The sequence below is a fragment of the Stenotrophomonas sp. 01N47 genome, assembly GCF_056399165.1.
This window is the reverse complement of the sequence record NZ_JBFTQU010000004.1, coordinates 243,337-264,279: the sequence shown is the minus strand read 5'-3', so window position 1 is coordinate 264,279 and position 20,943 is coordinate 243,337. Positions and strand designations below refer to the sequence as shown.

General features: G+C 66.1%; 19 protein-coding genes. 8 read left to right on the top strand and 11 right to left on the bottom strand.

Features of this window, described 5'->3' with window-relative positions:
• Positions 1 to 17: 17 nt before the first annotated feature.
• The 5 genes from AC1DKR_RS09285 to prmB all read right to left on the bottom strand — a co-directional run bounded on the left by AC1DKR_RS09285 (position 18) and on the right by prmB (position 6,329).
• Positions 18 to 2,000, bottom strand: a complete 1,983-nt coding sequence (locus AC1DKR_RS09285; protein ID WP_442244081.1) for a FimV/HubP family polar landmark protein — start codon at positions 1,998 to 2,000, stop codon at positions 18 to 20.
• 150 nt (positions 2,001 to 2,150) lie between these two features.
• Positions 2,151 to 3,179, bottom strand: a complete 1,029-nt coding sequence (locus tag AC1DKR_RS09280) for an aspartate-semialdehyde dehydrogenase (RefSeq protein WP_363732410.1) — start codon at positions 3,177 to 3,179, stop codon at positions 2,151 to 2,153.
• A 90-nt stretch (positions 3,180 to 3,269) separates the two neighbouring features.
• Entirely contained in the window at positions 3,270 to 4,307 is a 1,038-nt protein-coding gene (locus AC1DKR_RS09275; RefSeq protein WP_478032460.1) for a 2-hydroxyacid dehydrogenase, read from the bottom strand.
• Positions 4,300 to 5,403: a chorismate synthase gene (aroC, locus tag AC1DKR_RS09270; protein WP_223495965.1), complete on the bottom strand. Its 1,104-nt coding sequence runs from the start codon at positions 5,401 to 5,403 to the stop codon at positions 4,300 to 4,302. The genes AC1DKR_RS09275 and aroC overlap by 8 nt, the downstream gene beginning before the upstream one ends.
• Positions 5,400 to 6,329, bottom strand: a complete 930-nt coding sequence (gene prmB, locus AC1DKR_RS09265; protein WP_312110147.1) for a 50S ribosomal protein L3 N(5)-glutamine methyltransferase — start codon at positions 6,327 to 6,329, stop codon at positions 5,400 to 5,402. Before prmB ends, aroC begins: the two co-directional genes overlap by 4 nt.
• A gap of 123 nt (positions 6,330 to 6,452) precedes the next feature.
• Between prmB and AC1DKR_RS09260 the strand changes: the two genes are divergently transcribed.
• A complete protein-coding gene (locus AC1DKR_RS09260) occupies positions 6,453 to 7,103 on the top strand; it encodes an SCO family protein (protein ID WP_032975016.1) in 651 nt (216 codons plus the stop codon).
• Positions 7,100 to 7,942: an archaetidylserine decarboxylase gene (gene asd / locus AC1DKR_RS09255; protein WP_478032457.1), complete on the top strand. Its 843-nt coding sequence runs from the start codon at positions 7,100 to 7,102 to the stop codon at positions 7,940 to 7,942. Before AC1DKR_RS09260 ends, asd begins: the two co-directional genes overlap by 4 nt.
• Positions 7,943 to 8,034: 92 nt before the next feature.
• Here asd and AC1DKR_RS09250 read toward each other — a convergent pair whose 3' ends face one another.
• Both AC1DKR_RS09250 and AC1DKR_RS09245 read right to left on the bottom strand, forming a co-directional pair.
• On the bottom strand, positions 8,035 to 8,382 hold the full coding sequence (locus AC1DKR_RS09250; RefSeq protein WP_089236327.1) for a ribonuclease E inhibitor RraB: 348 nt from the start codon (positions 8,380 to 8,382) through the stop codon (positions 8,035 to 8,037).
• A gap of 23 nt (positions 8,383 to 8,405) precedes the next feature.
• Positions 8,406 to 10,016 carry a transglycosylase SLT domain-containing protein gene (locus tag AC1DKR_RS09245; protein ID WP_478032453.1) on the bottom strand — a complete coding sequence of 537 codons (1,611 nt, stop codon included), beginning with the start codon at positions 10,014 to 10,016 and terminating at the stop codon, positions 8,406 to 8,408.
• A gap of 122 nt (positions 10,017 to 10,138) precedes the next feature.
• On the opposite strand from AC1DKR_RS09245, the gene AC1DKR_RS09240 reads away from it, so the two are divergent.
• Both AC1DKR_RS09240 and greB read left to right on the top strand, forming a co-directional pair.
• Positions 10,139 to 11,644, top strand: a complete 1,506-nt coding sequence (locus AC1DKR_RS09240; RefSeq protein WP_478032451.1) for a helicase HerA-like domain-containing protein — start codon at positions 10,139 to 10,141, stop codon at positions 11,642 to 11,644.
• Between the two features lie 90 nt (positions 11,645 to 11,734).
• Positions 11,735 to 12,250, top strand: coding sequence for a transcription elongation factor GreB (greB, locus tag AC1DKR_RS09235; RefSeq protein WP_032975018.1), 516 nt, complete (start codon positions 11,735 to 11,737; stop codon positions 12,248 to 12,250).
• Between the two features lie 43 nt (positions 12,251 to 12,293).
• On the opposite strand, the gene AC1DKR_RS09230 is transcribed toward greB, so the two are convergent.
• Both AC1DKR_RS09230 and rimO read right to left on the bottom strand, forming a co-directional pair.
• A complete protein-coding gene (locus tag AC1DKR_RS09230) occupies positions 12,294 to 13,112 on the bottom strand; it encodes a DUF3025 domain-containing protein (RefSeq protein WP_478032448.1) in 819 nt (272 codons plus the stop codon).
• Complete coding sequence (gene rimO / locus AC1DKR_RS09225) at positions 13,109 to 14,470, bottom strand: 30S ribosomal protein S12 methylthiotransferase RimO (protein WP_478032446.1); 1,362 nt, start codon at positions 14,468 to 14,470, stop codon at positions 13,109 to 13,111. Before rimO ends, AC1DKR_RS09230 begins: the two co-directional genes overlap by 4 nt.
• Before the next feature lie 203 nt (positions 14,471 to 14,673).
• On the opposite strand from rimO, the gene AC1DKR_RS09220 reads away from it, so the two are divergent.
• From AC1DKR_RS09220 to AC1DKR_RS09210, 3 genes are read left to right on the top strand one after another with little or no spacing between them, the layout of a single operon-like run.
• The gene (locus AC1DKR_RS09220) at positions 14,674 to 15,345 is read left to right on the top strand and encodes a dienelactone hydrolase family protein (RefSeq protein ID WP_312106850.1); all 672 of its coding nucleotides are present in this window, start codon (positions 14,674 to 14,676) and stop codon (positions 15,343 to 15,345) included.
• Positions 15,342 to 15,764, top strand: a complete 423-nt coding sequence (locus AC1DKR_RS09215) for an HIT domain-containing protein (protein WP_032975033.1) — start codon at positions 15,342 to 15,344, stop codon at positions 15,762 to 15,764. The genes AC1DKR_RS09220 and AC1DKR_RS09215 overlap by 4 nt, the downstream gene beginning before the upstream one ends.
• 15 nt (positions 15,765 to 15,779) lie before the next feature.
• On the top strand, positions 15,780 to 15,947 hold the full coding sequence (locus tag AC1DKR_RS09210) for a LiaI-LiaF-like domain-containing protein (RefSeq protein WP_025876120.1): 168 nt from the start codon (positions 15,780 to 15,782) through the stop codon (positions 15,945 to 15,947).
• A gap of 126 nt (positions 15,948 to 16,073) precedes the next feature.
• Here AC1DKR_RS09210 and dcd read toward each other — a convergent pair whose 3' ends face one another.
• On the bottom strand, positions 16,074 to 16,640 hold the full coding sequence (dcd, locus tag AC1DKR_RS09205) for a dCTP deaminase (protein ID WP_025876117.1): 567 nt from the start codon (positions 16,638 to 16,640) through the stop codon (positions 16,074 to 16,076).
• Between the two features lie 79 nt (positions 16,641 to 16,719).
• Positions 16,720 to 17,574: an iron-sulfur cluster carrier protein ApbC gene (gene apbC / locus AC1DKR_RS09200; protein WP_025876115.1), complete on the bottom strand. Its 855-nt coding sequence runs from the start codon at positions 17,572 to 17,574 to the stop codon at positions 16,720 to 16,722.
• A 215-nt stretch (positions 17,575 to 17,789) separates the two neighbouring features.
• Between apbC and AC1DKR_RS09195 the strand changes: the two genes are divergently transcribed.
• The gene (locus AC1DKR_RS09195) at positions 17,790 to 20,585 is read left to right on the top strand and encodes a TonB-dependent receptor plug domain-containing protein (protein WP_099784946.1); all 2,796 of its coding nucleotides are present in this window, start codon (positions 17,790 to 17,792) and stop codon (positions 20,583 to 20,585) included.
• Positions 20,586 to 20,943: the final 358 nt, after the last annotated feature.

The following is a 20,943-nucleotide window of genomic DNA, read 5'->3' as shown; positions in this document are numbered from 1 at the left end:
TCCTTGTCAACGCAATGTCAGGGCAGACGGGCCAGCAGCTCGCGGGCCTGCGCCTGGCAATGCAGATCACCCCCTTCGGCCACCTCGTGCAGCAAGGTACGCGCGGTCTGTGCGTCGCCCAGATCCAGATAGGCGATGGCCAGTTCCAGCCGCTCCTGGCCGACACGCGGGGTCCAGTCATGACCACCGTCTGCCCGAGACCCGGCGGCGTCCTCGGCGGCAGTACGGTCGTCATGCAGGTCGACCGGTGCAGCCGTCTCATGCGGTTCGGCAGGCAGATCGAACACACCGCGGAACTGCGGCTCCTGTTCGGCCTGCAGCGCGTATTCGGGCACGGCCACCTCGGCTGGCTCGATGGGCGCCACCGCAGCAGCGCCGGCAGGATCGTCCCAGCGCGGCAGATCGTTCACCGCTGCAGGCAGTTCAACTCGTTCGTCTTCATCAAGCTCACCCGCCCGCCACTCGGCCGGCGAGGCATCCTCATGGATGTCCGCAGCCGGCACGTCATGGTCGGCAGTGGCAGCCCAGGCCGGCATCGCCGGTTCCTGGCGTCCGCCATCGGCGGCGAAGTTCACCCCGGCGTCCTGTTCGGTCAGGGTATCCAGCGCGGCACCTGCCGGCAGCGCTGCTGCCAGGCCGGCGGCATCGTGTTCCTCGCGCAGCGGCGGCAGCGGCGAGGGCTTGCGACGACGCAGCAGCCAGGCGCCCAAGGCAACCAGCACGAGCAGCGGCAGGCCCAGCCAGTACCACGGCGTGCCAGCGCCGGGCGCACCGGGCGCCTGGGCCAAACGCTGCTGCGCGGCGGCCAGGTCATTGTCCTTCATCGCGATCAGTGACTGCTGCTGCTCCTTGAGCTTCTCCAGCTCCGCCACGCGCTGCTTCAGATCGCCGATTTCGGCATCGCGGGTGGCGATGTCCTCCTTGGCCTGGCGCAGTTGTTCGTTGCCCAGCATGTCACCCTCGCTGCCGGCACTGGTGCCGGTGGTTGTGCCCGCGTGCGCGGCGTCGGATGCCAGCGCCGGAGCGATTTCAAGTCGTGCCCCTGTGGCCGCAGCCGGGGAAGAAGCAGCGCCATCGGCCTTGGCCATCGGCATCGGGGCGCCGGCCGGCTGTGGCACGGTGCGTGCCTGCCGCCACTGCGCGGCATGTTCACGAACCAGCGCGGCGGCCTCGGCCGCATCCACCGCAGCCAGTGCGGTATCGCCCGGCATGCGCAGCACCGCGCCCTGCTTGAGCAGGTTGACGTTGCCTCGGATGAAGGCTTCGGGGTTGGCACGCAACAGCGCGATCATCGCCCGGTCGCGACTGATCTGATTGCCACGGGCCAGCGAGCCGGCGATCTGCGAAAGCGTCTGCCCGCGCTGCACGGTCACGCTGCCGTCTGTGGCCAGCGTAGGCGCTGGCACTGCTGGTGCTGGCGCAGGTGACGCGGCCCGTGGACGCGGTGCAGCAGGTGCGGCGGCCGCCGTGACCGGTGCCGGCTCGGGTGCGGTTGCAGCGGCGGCAGGCGCATCACGGACGATGGTGTCCGACAGCACGCCGGCCGGCGCGACGATTTCCGGTTCGGCCACGGCCAGTGCACTGGCCGGTGCATCGACCAGCGCCGAGTACTCACGCACCAGCCGACCCTGGCCCCAATCGGCCTCGACCAGGAAGCTCAACGAGGGTGTTTCCACAGGCGTCTGCGAGGTTACCCGCACCACCGCCCTGCCCTGCGCATTGCGGGTCAGCTCGAACTGCAGTTCGCTGACCAGACCTGCCGGGCGCTGCAGGCCAACGCGCTCGAAGGTGACCGGCGAAGCGAGCGCGACGCGCAGGTTCTCAAGTTCGGACGGATCGGCCGAGATCACCGGGATCTCGGCCAGCAACGGCTGTCCCGGCTTGGACAGGACCCGGATGTCGCCCAGGCCCAGGGCCATGGCCGAACTGCTGACCAGGGCCAGCAGCGCGGCGGAGAGACAGGTGAGCGGACGCCGTGCGCCCTTGGCTCGTTTATTCATGGGCGACACTATAAAGCGTGCGGACCAAGGTCCGCACCCACCGGGGAGGCGGACTGCGGTAGTGCCCGCCACTGGCCGGCAGGCACGGGCATGCATCGATAAGGCACTGCCGGCCAGCGGCCGGCACTACCGGTCAGGCAACAGCGGGGATCAGCGCTTCTCGGCGGCGACCAGCTCGGCCAGCTGCACCGCGTTGAGGGCTGCGCCCTTGCGCACGTTGTCCGACACGATCCACAGGTTCAGGCCGCGCGGATGCGACAGGTCCTCGCGGATGCGGCCGACGTACACCGCGTCGGTGCCCGAGGCATGGGTGACCGGCGTCGGGTAGCCACCGGCCTCGTGACGATCCACCACCTCGATGCCCGGCGACTGTTCCAGCAGCGCGCGCGCTTCGGCCACGGTCACCTTGTCACGGGTTTCGATCGCCACCGATTCGGAGTGGCCATAGAACACCGGCACGCGCACCGCGGTCGGGTTCACGAGGATGCTGTCGTCGCCCAGGATCTTGCGGGTCTCCCAGACCAGCTTCATCTCTTCCTTGGTGAAGCCGTTGTCCAGGAAGTCGTCGATGTGCGGGATCAGGTTGAAGGCGATCTGCACCGGGAAACGCTGCGGATCGATTTCCTGGAAGCTCAGCAGCTGGCCGGTCTGCTTGCCCAGTTCCTCCAGTGCCGAACGGCCACCGCCGGATACCGACTGGTAGGTGGACACGTTGATGCGCTCGATGCCGTACTTGCGGTGCAGCGGTGCCAGCGCGACCAGCATCTGCATGGTCGAGCAGTTCGGGTTGGCGATGATGCCGCGCGGACGGTTGGCGACCTGGTCCGGATTGACCTCCGACACCACCAGCGGCACGTCATCGTCGTAACGGAAGGCCGAGGAGTTGTCGATCACCACCGCGCCAGCGGCAGCGAACTTCGGGGCGTATTCCTTGGACACGCTGCCACCGGCCGAGAACAGGGCGATGTCCACGCCACTCGGGTCGAAGGTGGCCAGGTCCTGGATCCTGACCTTGTTGCCGTTGAATTCGACTTCGCCGCCGGCCGAGCGCTCGGAAGCGAGCAGGCTCAGGGTGCCGACCGGGAAATCGCGCTCGGCCAGGATGGCCAGCATGGTCTCGCCGACCGCGCCGGTGGCGCCGACGATGGCGACGTGGAAGCTGCGTTGTGCATTGCTCATGGGGGAACTCTCACGAAAACGGGAAGGGGGAAAACTCACGCACGACAGCTGGGTTCGGGGAGCCTCCTCGGATGGATGCGCGGAGGTTCCCTATCGTTTCCCGCTTTTTTTGTCCGAGGTCGCGCGCGCGGCAAGGGCCGCGTCGGCGTTGATCGCGCTCGGCATGCGCGACGGGCTGCCGTCCAGGCCAAGCCCGGCCAGCAGATTGTCCGCGGCCATCTGCACCATGGCCGTGCGCGTCGCCAGCGATGCGCTGCCGATATGCGGGGTCAGCACGATGTTGCGCAGGGCCAGCAGTTCCGGCCGCACGTTCGGCTCGCCTTCGTAGACATCCAGGCCGGCCGCCGCCAGGCGACCGTTGGCCAGTGCATCGGCCAGCGCCAGCTCGTCGACGATGCCGCCGCGGGCGATGTTCACCAGGGTGGCAGACGGCTTCATCTTGGCCAGCGCGGCGGCGTCGATGATGTGGTGCGAGGCGGGGGTGTATGGCAACACGGTCAACAGATGGTCGGACTGCGCCAGCAGCGTGTCCAGATCCACATAGGTCGCGCCGAGCGCGGCTTCGGTATCAGCCGGCAGCCGCGAACGGTTGTGGTAGAGCACCTTCATGCCGAAGCCGTGCGCGCCGCGACGGGCGATGCCCTGGCCGATGCGGCCCATGCCGAGGATGCCCAGCGTGCTGCCATGGATGTCGGCACCCAGCATGGTCTGGAACGACCACTGCCCCCACTGGCCCTCGCGCAGCCAGCGCTCGGATTCGGTGATCCGGCGCGCGGTGGCCATCAACAGCGCAAAGCCGAGATCGGCGGTGGTCTCGGTGAGAACGTCCGGGGTGTTGCTGGCGAGAATGCCGGCGGCGCTGAGCGCGTCGACATCCAGATTGTTGTAGCCGACGCCGACATTGGCGATCACCTTCAACTGCGCGGCATCGGCGACCTGGGTCGCACCGATGCGCTCGTTGAGGGTGATGATCGCCCCGTCAACATCCGCCAGCTGCGCGGCGATCTGCTGCGGCGACCAGGCGGTGACGGTATCGGTGGTGCGCAGCTGCATGCGATCGCGCAGCGGCGCGATGGCCGCGTCGATCAGCGGCTGGCTCACCCATACCGTCGGCCGCGTATCAGCCATCAAGCTGGCCGGGAATGCGCGGGGTGATGGTGCCGACATCGCCGCACTGCGCGCGGTGGCGCAGCGCCTGGTCCATCAGCACCAGTGCCATCATCGCCTCGGCGATGGGCGTGGCGCGGATGCCGACGCAGGGATCATGGCGGCCGGTGGTGACTACCTCCACCACATTGCCGGCCGTATCCAGCGATTCACCGGGCAGGCGCAGGCTGGAAGTCGGCTTGAGCACCATCGAGGCGACCACCGGCTGGCCGGTGGAAATGCCACCGAGAATGCCGCCGGCATGGTTGCTGGCAAAACCCTGCGGGGTCAGCAGGTCACGGTGTTCGGTGCCCTTCTGCATGGCGCTGGCGAAACCGTCGCCGATCTCCACGCCCTTCACCGCGTTGATGCTCATCAGTGCGGCCGCGAGCTCGCCATCAAGCTTGCCGTAGATCGGCTCGCCCCAGCCCGGCGGCACATTGTCGGCGACCACGTCCACGCAGGCACCGACCGAATCGCCGGACTTGCGCAGCGCATCCATGTACGCCTCCAGCTCGGGCACCTGTGCGGCATGCGGCCAGAAGAACGGGTTGTCCTCGACCACCGACCAGTCGAAACCGGCCGGAGTGATCTCGCCCAGCTGCGACAGGTAGCCGCGCACGGTAACGCCGAAGCGTTCGGCCAGCCATTTCTTGGCAACCACGCCAGCGGCCACGCGCATGGTGGTCTCGCGTGCCGAGGAACGGCCACCACCGCGCGGGTCGCGGATGCCGTACTTGTGCCAGTAGCTGTAATCGGCATGCCCCGGACGGAACTGCTGGCCGATGTTGCTGTAGTCCTTGCTGCGCTGGTCGGTGTTACGGATCAGCAGCGCGATCGGGGTGCCGGTGGTCAGGCCCTCGTACACCCCGGACAGGATTTCGACCTCGTCGGCCTCGCGCCGCGCCGACGTGTGCCGGCTCTTGCCGGTGGCGCGACGCTGCAGGTCGTGGCTGAATTCGGCCGCGTCCAGCGCCAGCCCCGGCGGGCAGCCATCGATCACGCAGCCGATGGCCGGCCCGTGCGATTCGCCGAACGTGGTGACGGTGAACAGCTTGCCGAACGAATTGGAGCTCACGGGCGCTGCGCCGCCAGTTCGGTGATGCGCGCGCTGTGGGCGATCAGCTCGCGGCACTCGACCGCAAAGATGCCCATCTGGCCGACCTTGAATTCGACCCAGGCGAAATCCACTTCCGGCAGCAGCTTGATCAGGTGCTGTTCGGATTCGCCCACTTCACAGATCAGCAGGCCGTCCTCGCTCAAGTGCAGCGGCGCGTCGCGCAGGATCTTCAGCACCAGGTCCAGGCCGTCGTCGCCGGCACGCAGGCCCATCTCCGGCTCGTAGGAGTATTCCTGCGGCAGGGCATCGGTCTCGTCGTTGGTGACATACGGCGGGTTGGTGACGATCAGGTCGTAGTGGCGCCCGGTCAGGCCGTTGAACAGGTCCGACTTCAGCAGCGTCACGTTGTGTGCCTGCAGGCGTTCCTTGTTCTCTTCGGCCAGCGACAGCGCATCATCGCTGAGGTCCACGCCGTCTACTTCCCAGTTAGGGTAGTAGTGCCCCATGGCGATGGCGATGCAGCCCGAACCGGTGCACAGGTCCAGCGCGCGGTTGACATCGCGGCCGGCCAGCCACGGCTCGAAGCCGCACTCGATCAGTTCGGCGATCGGCGAACGCGGCACCAGGGCGCGTGTGTCGCTCTTGAAGCTGAGGCCGGCGAACCAGGCTTCACCGGTCAGGTAGGCAGCCGGGATGCGCTCGTCGATGCGGCGCTGGAACAGCTCCAGCACCGCCAGCTTCTCTTCCAGCAACAGGCGTGCCTGGCCGTAGGCCGGGCCGAGGTCGTGCGGCAGGTGCAGGCCGTGCAGCACCAGCTGGGTGGCCTCGTCCAGGGCATTGTCGTAGCTGTGCCCGAAGGTCAGGCCCGCAGCGTTGAAACGGCTGGTGCCGTAGCGGATCAGATCGATGATCGTATGGAGTTCGGCGGCCGTTTCAGCGGTCATGGCGGTACTGCGGGCAAAGTGGCCCCCGATTATAGGGGTTGCCGCCTGCGCCGGCATCCGTTGCGGCAGAAACGATCCAGTCGCAGCCGGTATGATGGTGGCCACTTCCTGCGGCGGAATCCCATGTTCAATCGCAACGTCGGCATCATCCTGCTGATCGCTCTGGCAGCGGGCCTTGGCCTGCTCGCCGCCCAGCAGGTGTTCGCGCCGAAGCCGCCGGCCGGGCAGCCGGCCACCGAAGCGATCACCCTGTACCCGCAGCCGCGCACCCTGCCCGACTACAACCTGGCCCAGTCCGACGGCACGCGCCTGATTCCCGGCGAACTGAAGGGCCACTGGACCCTGGTATTCCTTGGCTTCACCTTCTGCCCGGACGTCTGCCCGACCACCCTGGCCGAGCTGGCCGGTGCGCAGAATCAGTGGGAAGCGCTGCCCGATGGCCTGCGCCCGCGCGTGCTGTTCGTCTCGGTCGACCCGGAGCGCGACACCGCCACGCGCCTGGGCGAGTACGCCCACGGCTTCCACAAGGACACCCTGGCGGCGACCGCCGACATTCCCTCGCTGGAGCGCTTTGCCACCTCGCTGGGCTTCGTGTTCCAGAAGGTGCCGGGCAAGCACTTCGACGAGAATCCCGAGGATTACACCCTCGAGCACTCCGCCAGCCTGGCCGTGCTCGATCCGCAGGGCCGGCTTGCCGGCCTGGTGCGGCCCCCGTTCAATGCGCCGGCGATCGCCCGCGACCTGCAGAAGCTGACCGAGAAATCCGCCCCATGAGTCTGACCACCGCCCTCACGTACGTCCTGCCCCACCGCCTGCTGTCCTCGATGGCGCGTTCGCTGGCGTACTCGGACAACCCGCGCGTATCGCGCTGGCTGATCGACACGGTCACCCGCAAGTTCAACGTCAACCTGGATGAAGCGGCCAATCCGGACCCGCGCAGCTACCCGACCTTCAACCAGTTCTTCACCCGCGCGCTGAAACCCGGCGCGCGCGCGGCCGATGCCGATCCGCGCAGCCTGGTGATGCCGGCGGACGGCCGCATCAGCCAGCTCGGAAAGATCGACGCCGGGCGCATCTTCCAGGCCAAGGGGCAGTCTTTCACCGCCGCCGAGCTGCTGGGCAGCGCCGAGGACGCCAAGCCGTTCAACGAGGGCCTGTATGCCACGGTGTACCTGTCGCCGCGCGACTACCACCGCGTGCACATGCCGTGGACCGGCACCCTGCGCGAAACCGTGCATGTGCCCGGCCGCCTGTTCAGCGTCGGCCCGGCTGCGGTGAACAACGTGCCCGGCCTGTTCGCGCGCAACGAACGCCTGGTCTGCCATTTCGACACCAGCTTCGGCCCGATGGTCAGCGTGATGGTCGGTGCGCTGCTGGTGTCGGGCGTGGAAACGGTATGGAGCGGCGAAGAGATTCCGCATTACGGCGACCGCATCACCCGCAAGGACTACCGGGGCCGCGGCATCACGCTGCAGCGCTTCGAAGAGATGGCGCGCTTCAATTACGGCTCGACCGTGATCGTTCTGCTGCCGCCGGGCGTGGCCGAATTCGCCCCGCATCTGGATGCCGAACATCCGGTGCAGCTGGGCCAGGCACTGGCCAAGCTTCGCTGATCCTGCGGTAGTGCCGGCCGCTGGCCGGCATCTCCGTTGATCCAACGCATCGAGCGTTGCCGGCCAGCGGCCGGCACTACCGGATGTGGGCGTTACTGCAGGGTCGGCGCCGGGCCGACGTCCATGCCGTCGTAGTCTTCCACGCCCATCTGCGTAGCCAGCGCACTCAGTTCCTGGTTGCGCTTGTCCAGCGAGGTTTCGTCGTGGACTTCCACGCGCTCCACATGCAGCACGTGGAATGCAGCGTCACCGTCCTCCGGCTCCTGCTCGAACAGTTCCACCAGCACATAGCCCTGCGCCTGCAGGTGGGTGCCCAGTGCCTGCAGCGGCTCGGCGGTGGAGTGCACGAAGAAGTACCCCCACAGCAGCGGGGCATCCAGGTCCCAGTCGGTGTTCTCGCGGAGGTTGGTGAACAGGTTGCGGGTGTCTTCGATGTCCATGCGATATCCAGATTGCAGAAAGATTATTTGTCGCAGCCCTGCAGCTTCAGCACCTGGCCGTGGCGCAGGCTGTAGCCGGGGGCCTTGAGGCCATTGGCGCGGGCCAGCACCGGCACATCGCACTGGAACTTGGCGGCGATCCGGCCCAGGGTCTCACCCTTGCCGACCTTGTAGCTGCGGGCCGGCTTGGCACGCGGGGCCGGCGCCGGGCGCGGCGCAGCCACGGGCGCGGCAGGCGCGGTCGGCACGCTGCTGGCGGCGTTGGGATCGACCACCGGTACCACCCCGCCCACGGCCACGCTGCCGGTGTAGCTGGCAGCGCTGGGGCGCATGATCGCGGCATTGAGGTCGGCGGTGATCAGGGTGCGGGCCAGATCCGCACGCGGGCCGCTGACGCAGTTGCGCGCGTACAGGCCGGCAATGCGGTTGGTGGCATTGATGAGGGTTCCTGCCGGGATCCAGCCATCGGCCTCATAGCGCGGGTTGAGGTTGCGCAACGCGCGCATATAACCATCGCGGGTGCCATGGCTGCCCAGGCAGATGGTCAGTTCGTAGATCGTGGTCGAGCGGGCCAGGCGGATGGTTGCCGGCTGCGCGTTGATCTTCGGGAACTCCACGCCGTACTGCTGGGGGTGCAGGAAGATCCAGGACGCGGCGATCACCATCGGCACGTAGTCCTTGGTTTCGCCCGGGAACTGGTTGTAGACGCTGTCCACCCAGAAGCTCTGGCCCGGGTACTGCTTGTAGACGCGCGCTGCGCGGCCCTCACCGCCGTTGTAACCGGCCAGCGACAGTTCGACGTTGTTGTTGAGCTGGCGCATGCGTTCGTTGAGGTACGTCGCGCTGGCTTCGGCGGCGCTGCGCGCGTCGAAGCGGGTATCGAAACCGGTACCGTCCGGGCCCAAGCCAAAGCGGCGGCCGGTGGCCGGCATGAACTGCATCAGGCCCGCGGCGCCCACGCGTGAGGACGCATGCACGCGGCCGTTGGACTCCTTGGCCATGATGCCGAACAGCAGCGCCTCGGGCAGGCCGCGCTTCTCCCATTCCGGCCACATCACCGCACGCAGGTTCTGGTAGTTCTCGTAGGTGGTCATCAGCGCCGGGCGCATGTCGGTCAGCCAGCGGCGGATGCCGGCCTGCACGGCGGGGTTGTACTCGACCATGTTGTCGAAGGCATGGCGCTTGTCGTTCAGCAGCGCCGCTGCGCGGGCCGCCTCGGGCACGTCGGCAGCCAGCGGGCCGACATGGTCCGGGTCGGCCTCCAGGCGGTCGCCGGCTTCATCGACCACGTCATCATCGGCGGCGGCATCGGCGTCGTGCTTGAGCAGCCGCTTGTAGGTCGCCAGCATGTTGCTCATCTGGCAACCCTTCTGCTTCACGCATTCGCTGATGACATCTTCCATGTCCTCCAGCGCGGCATCGGCCTCGTTGCGACCCTTCGGATCGGCGTTGGCCACCAGCAGCACGGCATCGCTGTAGCGCTTCTCGGCTGCAGTCATGCGCTGCTGCAGTGCATCCACCTTCACCTTGTCCCGGGCCGAAACCCGCTGTGCGTGGGCCTCCGGTGCCAGGGAAACCAGGCCAGCCAGGGCCAGCAGCGGCCAGGTGCGGGAAATCAGGACAGGAACGGGCATTGGTGGCACTGTGTATGAAACAGGCAGGCAGAGTAGCGGCGCTGCCAAGGTCGGGGCAAGCCGACCTTCGGCCCGTCACTGTCGGCGGTTAACATTGGCACATTCATCACAAGGGCTGGACCATGGATCCGATTCTGCTCGGCAAAGGCATCACCGACGATGTGGCTGTCACCCTGCTGCCGAAACTCGGCAACCGCCATGGGCTGGTCGCCGGCGCCACCGGCACCGGCAAGACCGTGACCCTGATGACCCTGGCCGAGGGCTTCTCGCGGATCGGGGTACCGGTGTTCCTGGCCGATGTGAAAGGCGATGTGTCCGGTCTGGCCGTGCCGGGTACCGGCGCCGAGAACCTGCTCAAGCGCGCGGCCGAGATCGGTGTGAGCGACTATGCCCCGGCCGCCAGCCCCACCGTGTTCTGGGACCTGTACGGCAAGCTCGGCCACCCGGTGCGCACCACCGTGAGCGAGATGGGCCCGACCCTGTTGGCCCGCATCCTGGAATTGAACGACACCCAGGCCGGCGTGCTCGACATCGTGTTCAAGCTGGCCGACGACCGCGGCCTGCTGCTGCTGGACATGGACGACCTGCGCGCCCTGCTCGGCCTGGTGGCCGAGGAGCGCAAGGACATCTCCACCGAGTACGGCTTGGTCAGTGCGCAGTCGGTGGCCGCCATCCAGCGCGCCCTGCTGCGGCTGGCCCAGGACGGCGGCGAGCATTTCTTCGGCGAACCGGCGCTGGAACTGGCCGACATCATGCGGGTCAACCATGACGGCCGCGGTGTCATCGGCATCCTTGCCGCCGACCAGCTGGTGCTCAAGCCCAAGCTGTACTCCACCTTCCTGCTGTGGCTGCTATCGGAGCTGTTCGAGCAGCTGCCCGAAGTGGGCGACCTCGACAAGCCGAAGCTGGTCTTCATTTTCGACGAAGCGCACCTGCTGTTCGACGATGCACCGCCCGCTCTGGTACAGCGCATCGAACAAGTGGTGCGGCTGATCCGTTCCAAGGGCGTGGGCGTGTACTTCTGCTCGCAGTTCCCGGACGACGTGCCGGCCAACATCCTCGGCCAGCTCGGCAACCGTGTACAGCACGCGCTGCGCGCATTCACCCCGCGCGACCAGAAGGCGGTGAAGACCGCCGCCGAGACCTTCGTACCGAACCCGAAGCTGGATGTGGTGAAGGTGCTCAGCCAGCTCGGTACCGGCGAGGCGCTGGTGTCCACGCTGCAGGACAAGGGCGTGCCGATGCCGGTGCAGCAGACGATGATCGCGCCGCCGCGCTGCCGCATGGGACCGGTCACCGACACCGAACGTTCGCAGGTGCGTGCTGGCAGCCCGGTCGGCACCCGCTACGACACTGCCGTCAACCGCGAATCGGCCGCCGAACTGCTGGCCCAGCGCGCGCAGAAGGCCGTCGAGAAAACCGATGCGCCCGCCGCGCGCAGCCGTGGGCAGGACGAGGCGCAGGAAGGTGGCTTCGGGCAGTCGATCAAGGACGCGATTTTCGGCACCAAACGCCGCCAGGGCATGATCGAGACGATGGCCAAGCAGACCACGCGTACGGTCGGCACCAAGCTGGGCAACCAGATCGTGCGCGGCATCCTCGGTGGCATCTTCGGCGGCAAGCGCTGAGAGCTCCGATAGTACCTTCACCTTCACCTTCGCGGCGCGCCGGCGACGGCGCGCCGTAGTTGTTTCATTCCGCACGAGAAGCCGCATTACATGTCGCGTTGGCGTCCCCCCGCAGAAAAGAGCACCGCACTGATCACCGCCGCCGGCCATGCGCGCCTGAAAACCGAGCTGGATGAGCTGTGGCGGGTGCGTCGACCGGAAGTGGTCAAGGCGCTGGCCGCGGCCGCGGCCGAAGGCGATCGCTCGGAGAATGCCGAATACACCTACCGCAAGAAGCAGCTGGGCGAGATCGATCGTCGCGTGCGCTACCTGACCAAGCGCCTGGAATCGCTGCGCGTGGTCGACACCACGCCGACTGATCCGCAGGCAGTGTTCTTCGGTGCGTGGGTGGAACTGGAGAACGTGGACAGCGGGCAGACCAGCCGCTACCGCATCGTCGGGCCGGATGAGACCGATGCGGGACTGGGCTGGATCAGCATCGATTCGCCCTTGGCGCGGGCCTTGTTGAAGAAGCGCCTGGATGATGAGTTTTCAGTGGAACTGCCCAGTGGCAACCACACCTTTGCGGTGATCGGTGTGGAGTACGAGACCGCGGCCAACGGCTGAGCCTGTGGCGGGCAGCGGCGCTCAGCCGGGCATGGGCTCGGTTCTAGAGAAGCGGCGGCGGATAGCGGCGCCCTTCGCGCAGCGGACGGAAATAATCGTCGTTCGCGTAAAAGGCTGGCGCCTGGTCGGTGTGCCAGCCGGGAATACCCGCCAATGGAAGCGGACGCAGTTCCAAGGGATCGAGCAGCACCCTGCCCTCCTCGATGGCGCGCGCGACCGTGTCGATGCAGCCTACATCGTCATCGCCCTGCAGCACCACGCATTTGCCGACCAGCAGCCGGCCCGGCAGCAGCGCCTGTTCCATCAAGGCATGACCGAATACTGCGGCGATGGCGATCCGACCTGACTGCCAATGGATCGGTTCGAACAGCACGCGCCACTGGTGAGCATCCCAGGCTGCAAGCAATGCCGGGTCGCGCACGCGTACCACCACGCCGGTTTCATCGAACTGGGTCAGCGCGGCCTGCGCGCGGTTGCGCTGTCCTGCGGCCATGCCCTCGATGTGCCGGCATTGCTGCGCGTTGAGTGCGCACTTGATCGGCAGGTAGCGTGCCCAGACCAGGGCATTGAACAGGTCGTGCCAGTTGCCCGCGCGGGTTGCGATGCACCCTTCGGCAATGCGCGTTTCGTAATGCAGGCCGTCTGCCAGCAACGCCGCATCCTGTTCAACAAAGCGCTTGCCCGCCAAGGCCAGGCGCGCGTCCAGATCGACCACGCGTGGCCAGTCCGCTGCCGTCAGCAGATCACCGAACTCGGCGATAGCAGCAAACAGAGGATGATCGAACGCAGCCCTGTCCACCGCCGCACGCAGCGGTGGCACGAAGCGGCGGGGGCCGCCATCAGCAGCCTCCGCCCCGGTCACAGCACCTTGAGGTCCAATGCCGGGCGCGTGGTCGGCGGCAGTGCGTCGCCGTAGAGATCGTGCTCGTCGCTCTCGGTGATTTCCACGTCGACGAACTCACCCACGCGCAACGCCACCTGGTCTGCGTTCTGGATATGCACCAGGCCGTCGATCTCCGGAGCATCGGCCTTGGAACGCGCCACCGCGATATCGCCTTCGATGGCATCGACCAGGCATTGCTGCACCGTGCCGATCTTGGCTTCCAGACGCGAAGCCGAAATCTGCGCCTGTTTCTCCATGAAGCGCGCCAGTCGTTCCTGCTTCACTTCCTCCGGCACCGGATCCGGCAGGTTGTTGGCCGTGGCGCCCTCGACGGGCGAGTAGGCGAATGCACCGACGCGGTCCAGCTGCGCTTCGTCCAGGAAGGACAGCAGCTCTTCGAACTCGGCCTCGGTCTCGCCCGGGAAACCGACGATGAAGGTCGAACGCACGGTGATGTCCGGCGCGATGCGGCGCCAGTTCTGCACGCGCTCCAGGGTCTTCTCGACCGCGCCGGGGCGCTTCATCAGGCGCAGGATGCGCGGGCTGGCGTGCTGGAACGGGATGTCCAGATACGGCAGAATCCGGTTCTCGGCCATCAACGGCACCACGTCATCGACGTGCGGATACGGATAGACGTAGTGCATGCGCACCCACGCATCCAGTTCAGACAGGCCTTCGCACAGTGCCTTCAGGCGGGTCTGGTAGGCCTTGTCGCGCCACATCTTCTCGGCGTACTTCACATCCACGCCGTAGGCAGAGGTGTCCTGCGAAACCACCAGCAGTTCGCGCACACCGCCGCGCACCAGGCGCTCGGCTTCGCGCAGCACCTCATCGACCGGGCGCGAGACCAGCTTGCCGCGCATCGAAGGAATGATGCAGAAACTGCAATGGTGGTTGCAGCCTTCGGAAATCTTCAGATAGGCGTAGTGACGCGGGGTCAGCTTGATGCCGTAGTCCGGCACCAGATCCACGAACGGGTCGTGCTTGGGCGGCAGCGCTGCATGCACCGCTTCCATCACGCTCTGGTAATCCTGCGGCCCGGACACCGCCAGCACGTTCGGGTACGCCTCGCGGATCTGCTCAGGGCGCTTGCCCAGGCAGCCGGTGACGATGACCTTGCCGTTCTGGTTCATCGCTTCGCCGATGGCATCCAGCGATTCGGTCACCGCCGAATCGATGAAGCCACAGGTGTTGACCACCACCACGTCGGCCGAATCGTAGGACGGGACGATGTCGTAACCTTCCGACCGCAGCTGGGTGAGGATGCGTTCGGAATCGACGAGGGCCTTCGGGCAGCCAAGGCTGACGAAGCCGACTTTGGGGTTCAGCTGGGACATGGAATCGCGGGACTCTGGGGGCCTGGGCCCCTGCCGGCATGGCAGGGGGACCTGGGGGCCGGGGCCTGAAGGGGCGCCAGTATACCGGGGTTGAACGGCCGCCTCTGAATCATGAGCCGCCCGATTCCGCACAACCGCTGACATCGCGCTAACCCGCCCAGCATCGACAATGCAGGCCTGGCCCCTGCAACGAGGTACCCCCGATGTCCGAATGGATCACCCTGGATACGCATTACGGCCCGGTCCGCGCCTGGCAGGCCCTGCCCGAAGGAGCCCCGCGCGGCAGCCTGGTGGTGGTACAGGAGATCTTCGGCGCCAACCCGCACATCCGCAGCGTCGCTGAGCGATTCGCGGCCGAGGGCTACGCCGTGTTGGCGCCGTCGTTCTTCGACCTGGTCGACGGCCCCACGGCCGACCCGGATGCCCTGCCCTACACCCCCGAGGGAGTGAAGGATGGGCTGGAGCGGGTTACCGCGCTGGGCATGGAAAAGGCACTGGAAGTGGTCCGCGCCGCGGCAACCCGGCTGGCACCGCATGGCAAGGTCGGCACGGTCGGCTACTGCTGGGGTGGCAGCGTCGCCCTGCTGTCCGCGCTGCGCCTGGGCCTGCCCTCGGTGAGCTACTACGGCGCGCGCAACGTGCAGTTCCTGGACGAGACGCCGAAGGCCCCGGTGATGTTCCACTTCGGCGCGCAGGACAAGAGCATCCCGCCGGAGGCGATCCAGGCGCACCGTGAGAAGCTGCCGCAGATGGCGACCTACGTCTATCCGGCCGACCATGCCTTCAACCGCGAGGTCGGACATGCGTATGATCCAGACAGCGCCGCCCTGGCGCTGCAACGCACCCTGGACTTCTTCTCGGAGCATCTTGGATGAGCGATTTCGAACTCGATTCACGCCTGGCCACCGATAGCGTGCTGGTGGCCGAAGGCCCGTTGTCGCAAGTGCGACTGATGAACGACGAACGATTCCCCTGGCTGGTCCTGGTGCCGCGTCTGGCCGGGGTGACCGAGTGGATCGAGCTGGACGGCGAGCAGCAGGACAAGCTGCGCACCGAGCTCAACCGCGCCTGCAAGGCCCTGCACGGTTCAGACGGGGTGGAGAAGATCAACATCGGCGCGCTGGGCAACATCGTGCGCCAGCTGCATTTCCACGTGATCGGCCGCCACGACGGCGATCCGGCGTGGCCGGGACCGGTCTGGGGCAGCGGTCCGGCGCACCGCTATGAACCGGCTGCACTGGACCAGCATGTCGCCTACTGGAAGGAACGGCTAGGATATCCGGCCCATTCCTGAGCCAGTGCCGACCCGATGCGATTCAATATCGTCGCCGCCATCCTGCTGATCCTGATCGGCCTGTTCATGCTGGCCAGCAACCTGGGCTGGACCAACCTGAACCTGTCTCGCCTGCTGCTGACCTGGTGGCCGCTCGGCCTGGTCGCCGTAGGCATCGCGATCCTGTTCGGTCGCGGCAAATAAGCAAAGGCGGCGCATGCGCCGCCTTTGTCCTGCAGCGCCGGGGCATGCCCGGCAAGCGCAGCGCGTCCCCACAAACGGAAACGCCGGGCATGGCCCGGCGCTACCGATACGCGCTGACGCAAGCTGTCAGGTGCGCGGCAGGGTCACGCCGGTCTGGCCCTGGTACTTGCCGCCGCGATCCTTGTACGAGGTCTCGCACACTTCATCGGACTGGAAGAACAGCATCTGCGCCACGCCTTCGTTGGCGTAGATGCGCGCCGGCAGCGGCGTGGTGTTGCTGAATTCCAGGGTCACGTGGCCTTCCCACTCCGGCTCCAGCGGGGTCACGTTGACGATGATGCCGCAGCGCGCATAGGTGCTCTTGCCCAGGCACACCACCAGGGTGTCGCGCGGAATGCGGAAATACTCGACCGTGCGTGCCAGGGCGAAGCTGTTCGGCGGAATGATGCACTCGTCACCGACGATATCGACGAAGCTGCCCGGATCGAAATGCTTGGGGTCCACGATCGTCGAGTTGATGTTGGTGAACACCTTGAACTCGCGCGAGCAGCGCACGTCGTAGCCGTAGCTGGAAGTGCCGTAGCTGACGATGCGCTCGCCGTTGGCCTGCTTGACCTGCCCGGCCTCATACGGCTCGATCATGCCGTGCTGTTCGGACATCCGGCGGATCCAACGATCACTCTTGATGCTCATGCTCTGTCCTGGGTGCGAGGGGGCGCGAGGATTCTAACAGGGGGCCGGGCGTCGCCGCCGCAGCCCCGCCAGCAGGCCCTTACAGCAGCGAGGACAGGATCGGGATCGAGGCGCGCGGGCGCTTGCCCACCTCCTCGACCAGACGCTGGGCGGCGCGATGGTAGGCCTGGGCCGCCGCCGATTCCGGCTGCGCGGCGGTGATCGGGGTACCGGCATCGCCCTGCTCGCGGATGCCGATCTGCAGCGGCAGCGACCCCAGCAGCGGCACGCCGTACTGCGCCGCCATGCGCTCGCCACCACCCTCGCCGAACAGGTGCTCCACATGACCGCAGTTGCTGCAGGTATGCACGGCCATGTTCTCGACCACGCCCAGCACCGGCACCTCGACCTTCTCGAACATCTTCAGCGCCTTCTTCGCATCCAGCGTGGCGATGTCCTGCGGCGTGGTGACGATCACTGCACCGGCCAGCGGGATCTTCTGCACCAGCGTCAGCTGGATGTCGCCGGTGCCCGGCGGCAGGTCGATCAGCAGGTAGTCCAGATCGTCCCACAGCGTGTCTTCGAACAGCTGGGTCAACGCCGCCGTCGCGCGCGGTGCGCGCATGATCAGCGGCGTTTCGTCCTCGACCAGATAACCGATCGACATGGTGTCCACGCCGAAGGCCCGCATCGGCTCGATGCTCTTGTTGTCCGGGCTTTCCGGGCGACCGGACAGGCCGAGCATCGCCGGCACGCTGGGGCCGTAGATATCGGCATCAAGCACGCCTACGCGCGCCCCCAGCTGCTGCAGTGCGACGGCCAGGTTGACCGCCGTGGTCGACTTGCCCACGCCACCCTTTCCCGAGCCCACCGCGATCACGTTGCGGATGCGCGCATGCGGCGCCAGTCCCTTCTGCACCTGGCTGGCATGCGGACGACGGGAAGAACTGTTCACTGCGGGCTCCGGGTGAATCGACAAGAAGAACCCAACATCATACTAGCTGGACGTACGCTGACTGAAATTCAGGATTGCTACAGATTCGTGCACAGATTGTTAAGTTCATGTTACGTTCGCTAAGCACTGGTTTTGGGCTGCGTTGCTGGATCTACGGCACGCACGATGGCGCATGCGCAGTGCCGTACTCGTATTTGCTCTCTGAACGGAACTACATGAAAGACCTTCGCAATTCTGCACGTCGCAACACCCTCGCTGTCGCCTTGATCTCCGCCCTGGTTGCCGCCTCGCCGGCAATGGCCCAGGACAAGGCCACCAATCTGGACAAGATCACCGTCACCGGCTCGCTGATCCCGCAGACCCAGGTCGAGACCCAGACCCCGGTCATGACCATCAGCGCTGAAGCCATCCAGTCGCGCGGCTTCAACAGCGTCGCCGAGGTGCTGCAGCAGTCCTCGCTGACCACCGGCGGCATCCAGGGCGGCCAGACCTCCGCTTCGTTCACCCAGGGCGCTGAAGCCGCTGGCATGTTCGGCCTGAATCCGGGTTACACCAAGTACCTGATCAACGGCCGCCCGATGATGTCCTACCCGGCGCTGTACAACGGCGGCGACGCGTTCAACAACATCAGCGGCATTCCGATCGACATCGTCGAGCGCATCGAAGTCCTGCCGGGTGGCCAGTCCTCCCTGTACGGTTCGGATGCGATCGCCGGCGTGGTCAACATCATCCTGAAGGACCACATGGAAGGCGGCAGCCTCTCCGTGCGTGGCGGCACCTCCACCGAAGGCGGTGGCAACAGCTTCCGCGTCAGCGGTGCACACGGCTTCTCGGCGCTGGACGACCGCTTCAATGCACTGGTCAACGTACAGATCGAAAGCAGCAACCCGATCTGGGGCTACCAGCGTGACCTGACCAAGCAGAACAACGCGAACGGCTACACCGCGCAGCTGCCGTCGAACGACTTCGCCGTCATCGACGCCAAGACCAATGCGCTGTACATGATGGACCCGAGCAACTGCGCCAACGTTGCCGGCCAGTTCGACGGCACCACCGTGCTGGCGAACCGCCCGACGGGCCAGTCCTGCGGCTCGGTCTTCGGCGCCGGCTACAAGACCCTGAAGAACGGCAAGGACAGCGGCCAGTTCTACTCGTCGATGACCTTCGACGTGAACGACAACTTCCAGCTGTTCGCCGACGTGCTGTACAGCAAGGAAAAGACCGAATACACCTCGGGCTCGAACTACCTCTGGTGGGGCACCAAGAGCACCATGGGTGGCTTCTATGACCAGGCCTCCGGCAAGCTGGTCAACCTGCAGCGCGCGTTCGCTCCGGAAGACATCGGCGGCGAAGGCTACAAGGGCATCCTGAACAACGACAAGAGCCGTGCCTACCAGGTCACCCTGGGCGGCAAGGGTGCGGTCGGCAACTGGGACTACAGCCTGAGCTTCACCCGTGGCGAATACCGCCTGGATGAGAGCAAGTTCCAGCGCTTCGGCAATGCCATCAACAGCTACTTCGCCGACAAGGTGCTGGGCCCGCAGCTGGGCACCCAGGATGGCTTCGGCATCTACAACACCAACTGGGGCGCGTTCTACTCGCCGATCTCGCCGGAAGATTTCGCTGGCTTCACCGGTTACACCACCAACCACAGCCGCACCTGGCAGAACCTGGCACGCGCGCAGGTCACCAACGGCTCGCTGTTCTCGCTGCCGGGCGGTGATGCCGGCCTGGCCGTGGTCGTCGAAGGCGGCAGCGAAGGTTGGGACTACAGCCCCGACCAGCGCCTGCTGGACGGCGACGTGTGGGGCTCGTCGGCTGTTGCCGGCAACGGTCATCGCAGCAACTACGCGGTGACCAGCGAGCTGCGCATGCCGCTGCTGGAGTCGCTGACGGTGACCGCTTCCGGTCGCTATGACGCCTTCAAGATCGCCGACAACACCGTCGACAAGGCCACCTACAGCGTGGGTGTCGAGTTCCGTCCGATCGAAAGCCTGCTGTTCCGCGGCAAGTACGGCACCGCCTTCCGCGCGCCGACCCTGCCCGACGCGTTCCAGGGCCGCAGCGGCTATTACGCTGCCAACTCCACCGACTACTACCGTTGCGGTGAGCTGGGCTACGTGCCGGGCAACACCGACGCCTGCCGCTACGCGGACAGCGTTTCGGTCTACTCCGAGCGTGCCGGCAACCCGGACCTGGAGCCGATCACCGCCGACGTCTGGAACGCGGGCATCGTCTGGGCGCCGATGGCGAACCTGTCGATCTCGGCCGACTACTACAACTGGAAGATCGAGAACGAAGTCGATACGGCCAGCACCGACCAGCTGCTGCTGGCCGAGTACTACTGCCGCAACGGCCTGCCGAACGGCTCCTCGGCCACCTGCCAGAACGTGGCTGACTGGGTCGTGCGCGATTCGGCCGGCAACCTGAGCTCGCTGTACACCCCGAAGATGAACGTGGCCCGCCAGAACCTGCAGGCCGTGACCGTCGGCTTCAAGTACCTGCAGGACATCGGCCGCTTCGGTTCGCTGCAGTTCTCGGGCAACTACACCAACATGCTGAAGCGTGAAGTGCAGGCGCAGCCGGGCGAGGACTTCCAGGACCTGCTGGGCAACCCGAAGTCGATGTGGAACTACGACAGCTACGCCAAGGTCCGTTCCGACGCGTCGGTGGCCTGGTCGCTGGACAAGTGGACCACCACGCTGTACGCGAACTACATCGGCCACACCCCGAACTACCTGGCGGGCCTGAACGGCTACGAGTACACCCATGGTGCGTCGGGTTACAAGGCAGGCAAGTGGGCCTCGTACACCACTTACAACCTGAGCGTGAACTACCGCGTGCAGGATGACCTGACCCTGTCGCTGATGGTCAACAACGTGTTCAACAAGATGCCCGAGCAGCAGGCTCACAGCTACCAGGGCACCTCCGGCACGCCGTTCAACAACTACCTGTACAACGTCTACGGCCGCACCGTGTACGTGCAGGCCAAGTACGACTTCGGCAAGTAATCCCGTCGATTTCCGGGTTTGATTCCGGACCAGGCCCCGCTTCGGCGGGGCCTTTTTTTTTGGCGAGGCATGTGCGGCGATCGCCGCGGGAACATATCAATTGTTAAATATCCGGACATTTACTGGATATTCATTAAGCCAAACTCGGCAAATTCGTACCAATATTGCAATCAATTGTTTTTAAAGAAATTTTTATTAACTCCGAACGAGCCATTGCGAGAGCGCGACAAGCCCGCGAAAAACAAGTTAAGCGTGTGTTACGTTCGAAAAACGCCGCCTTTCTGCGTCCACCGGCTGCTGAACCATCCATGAGTTCCCAGGAAAGGGAAAACGCGTTTCTCACGACCACACGGAGTAC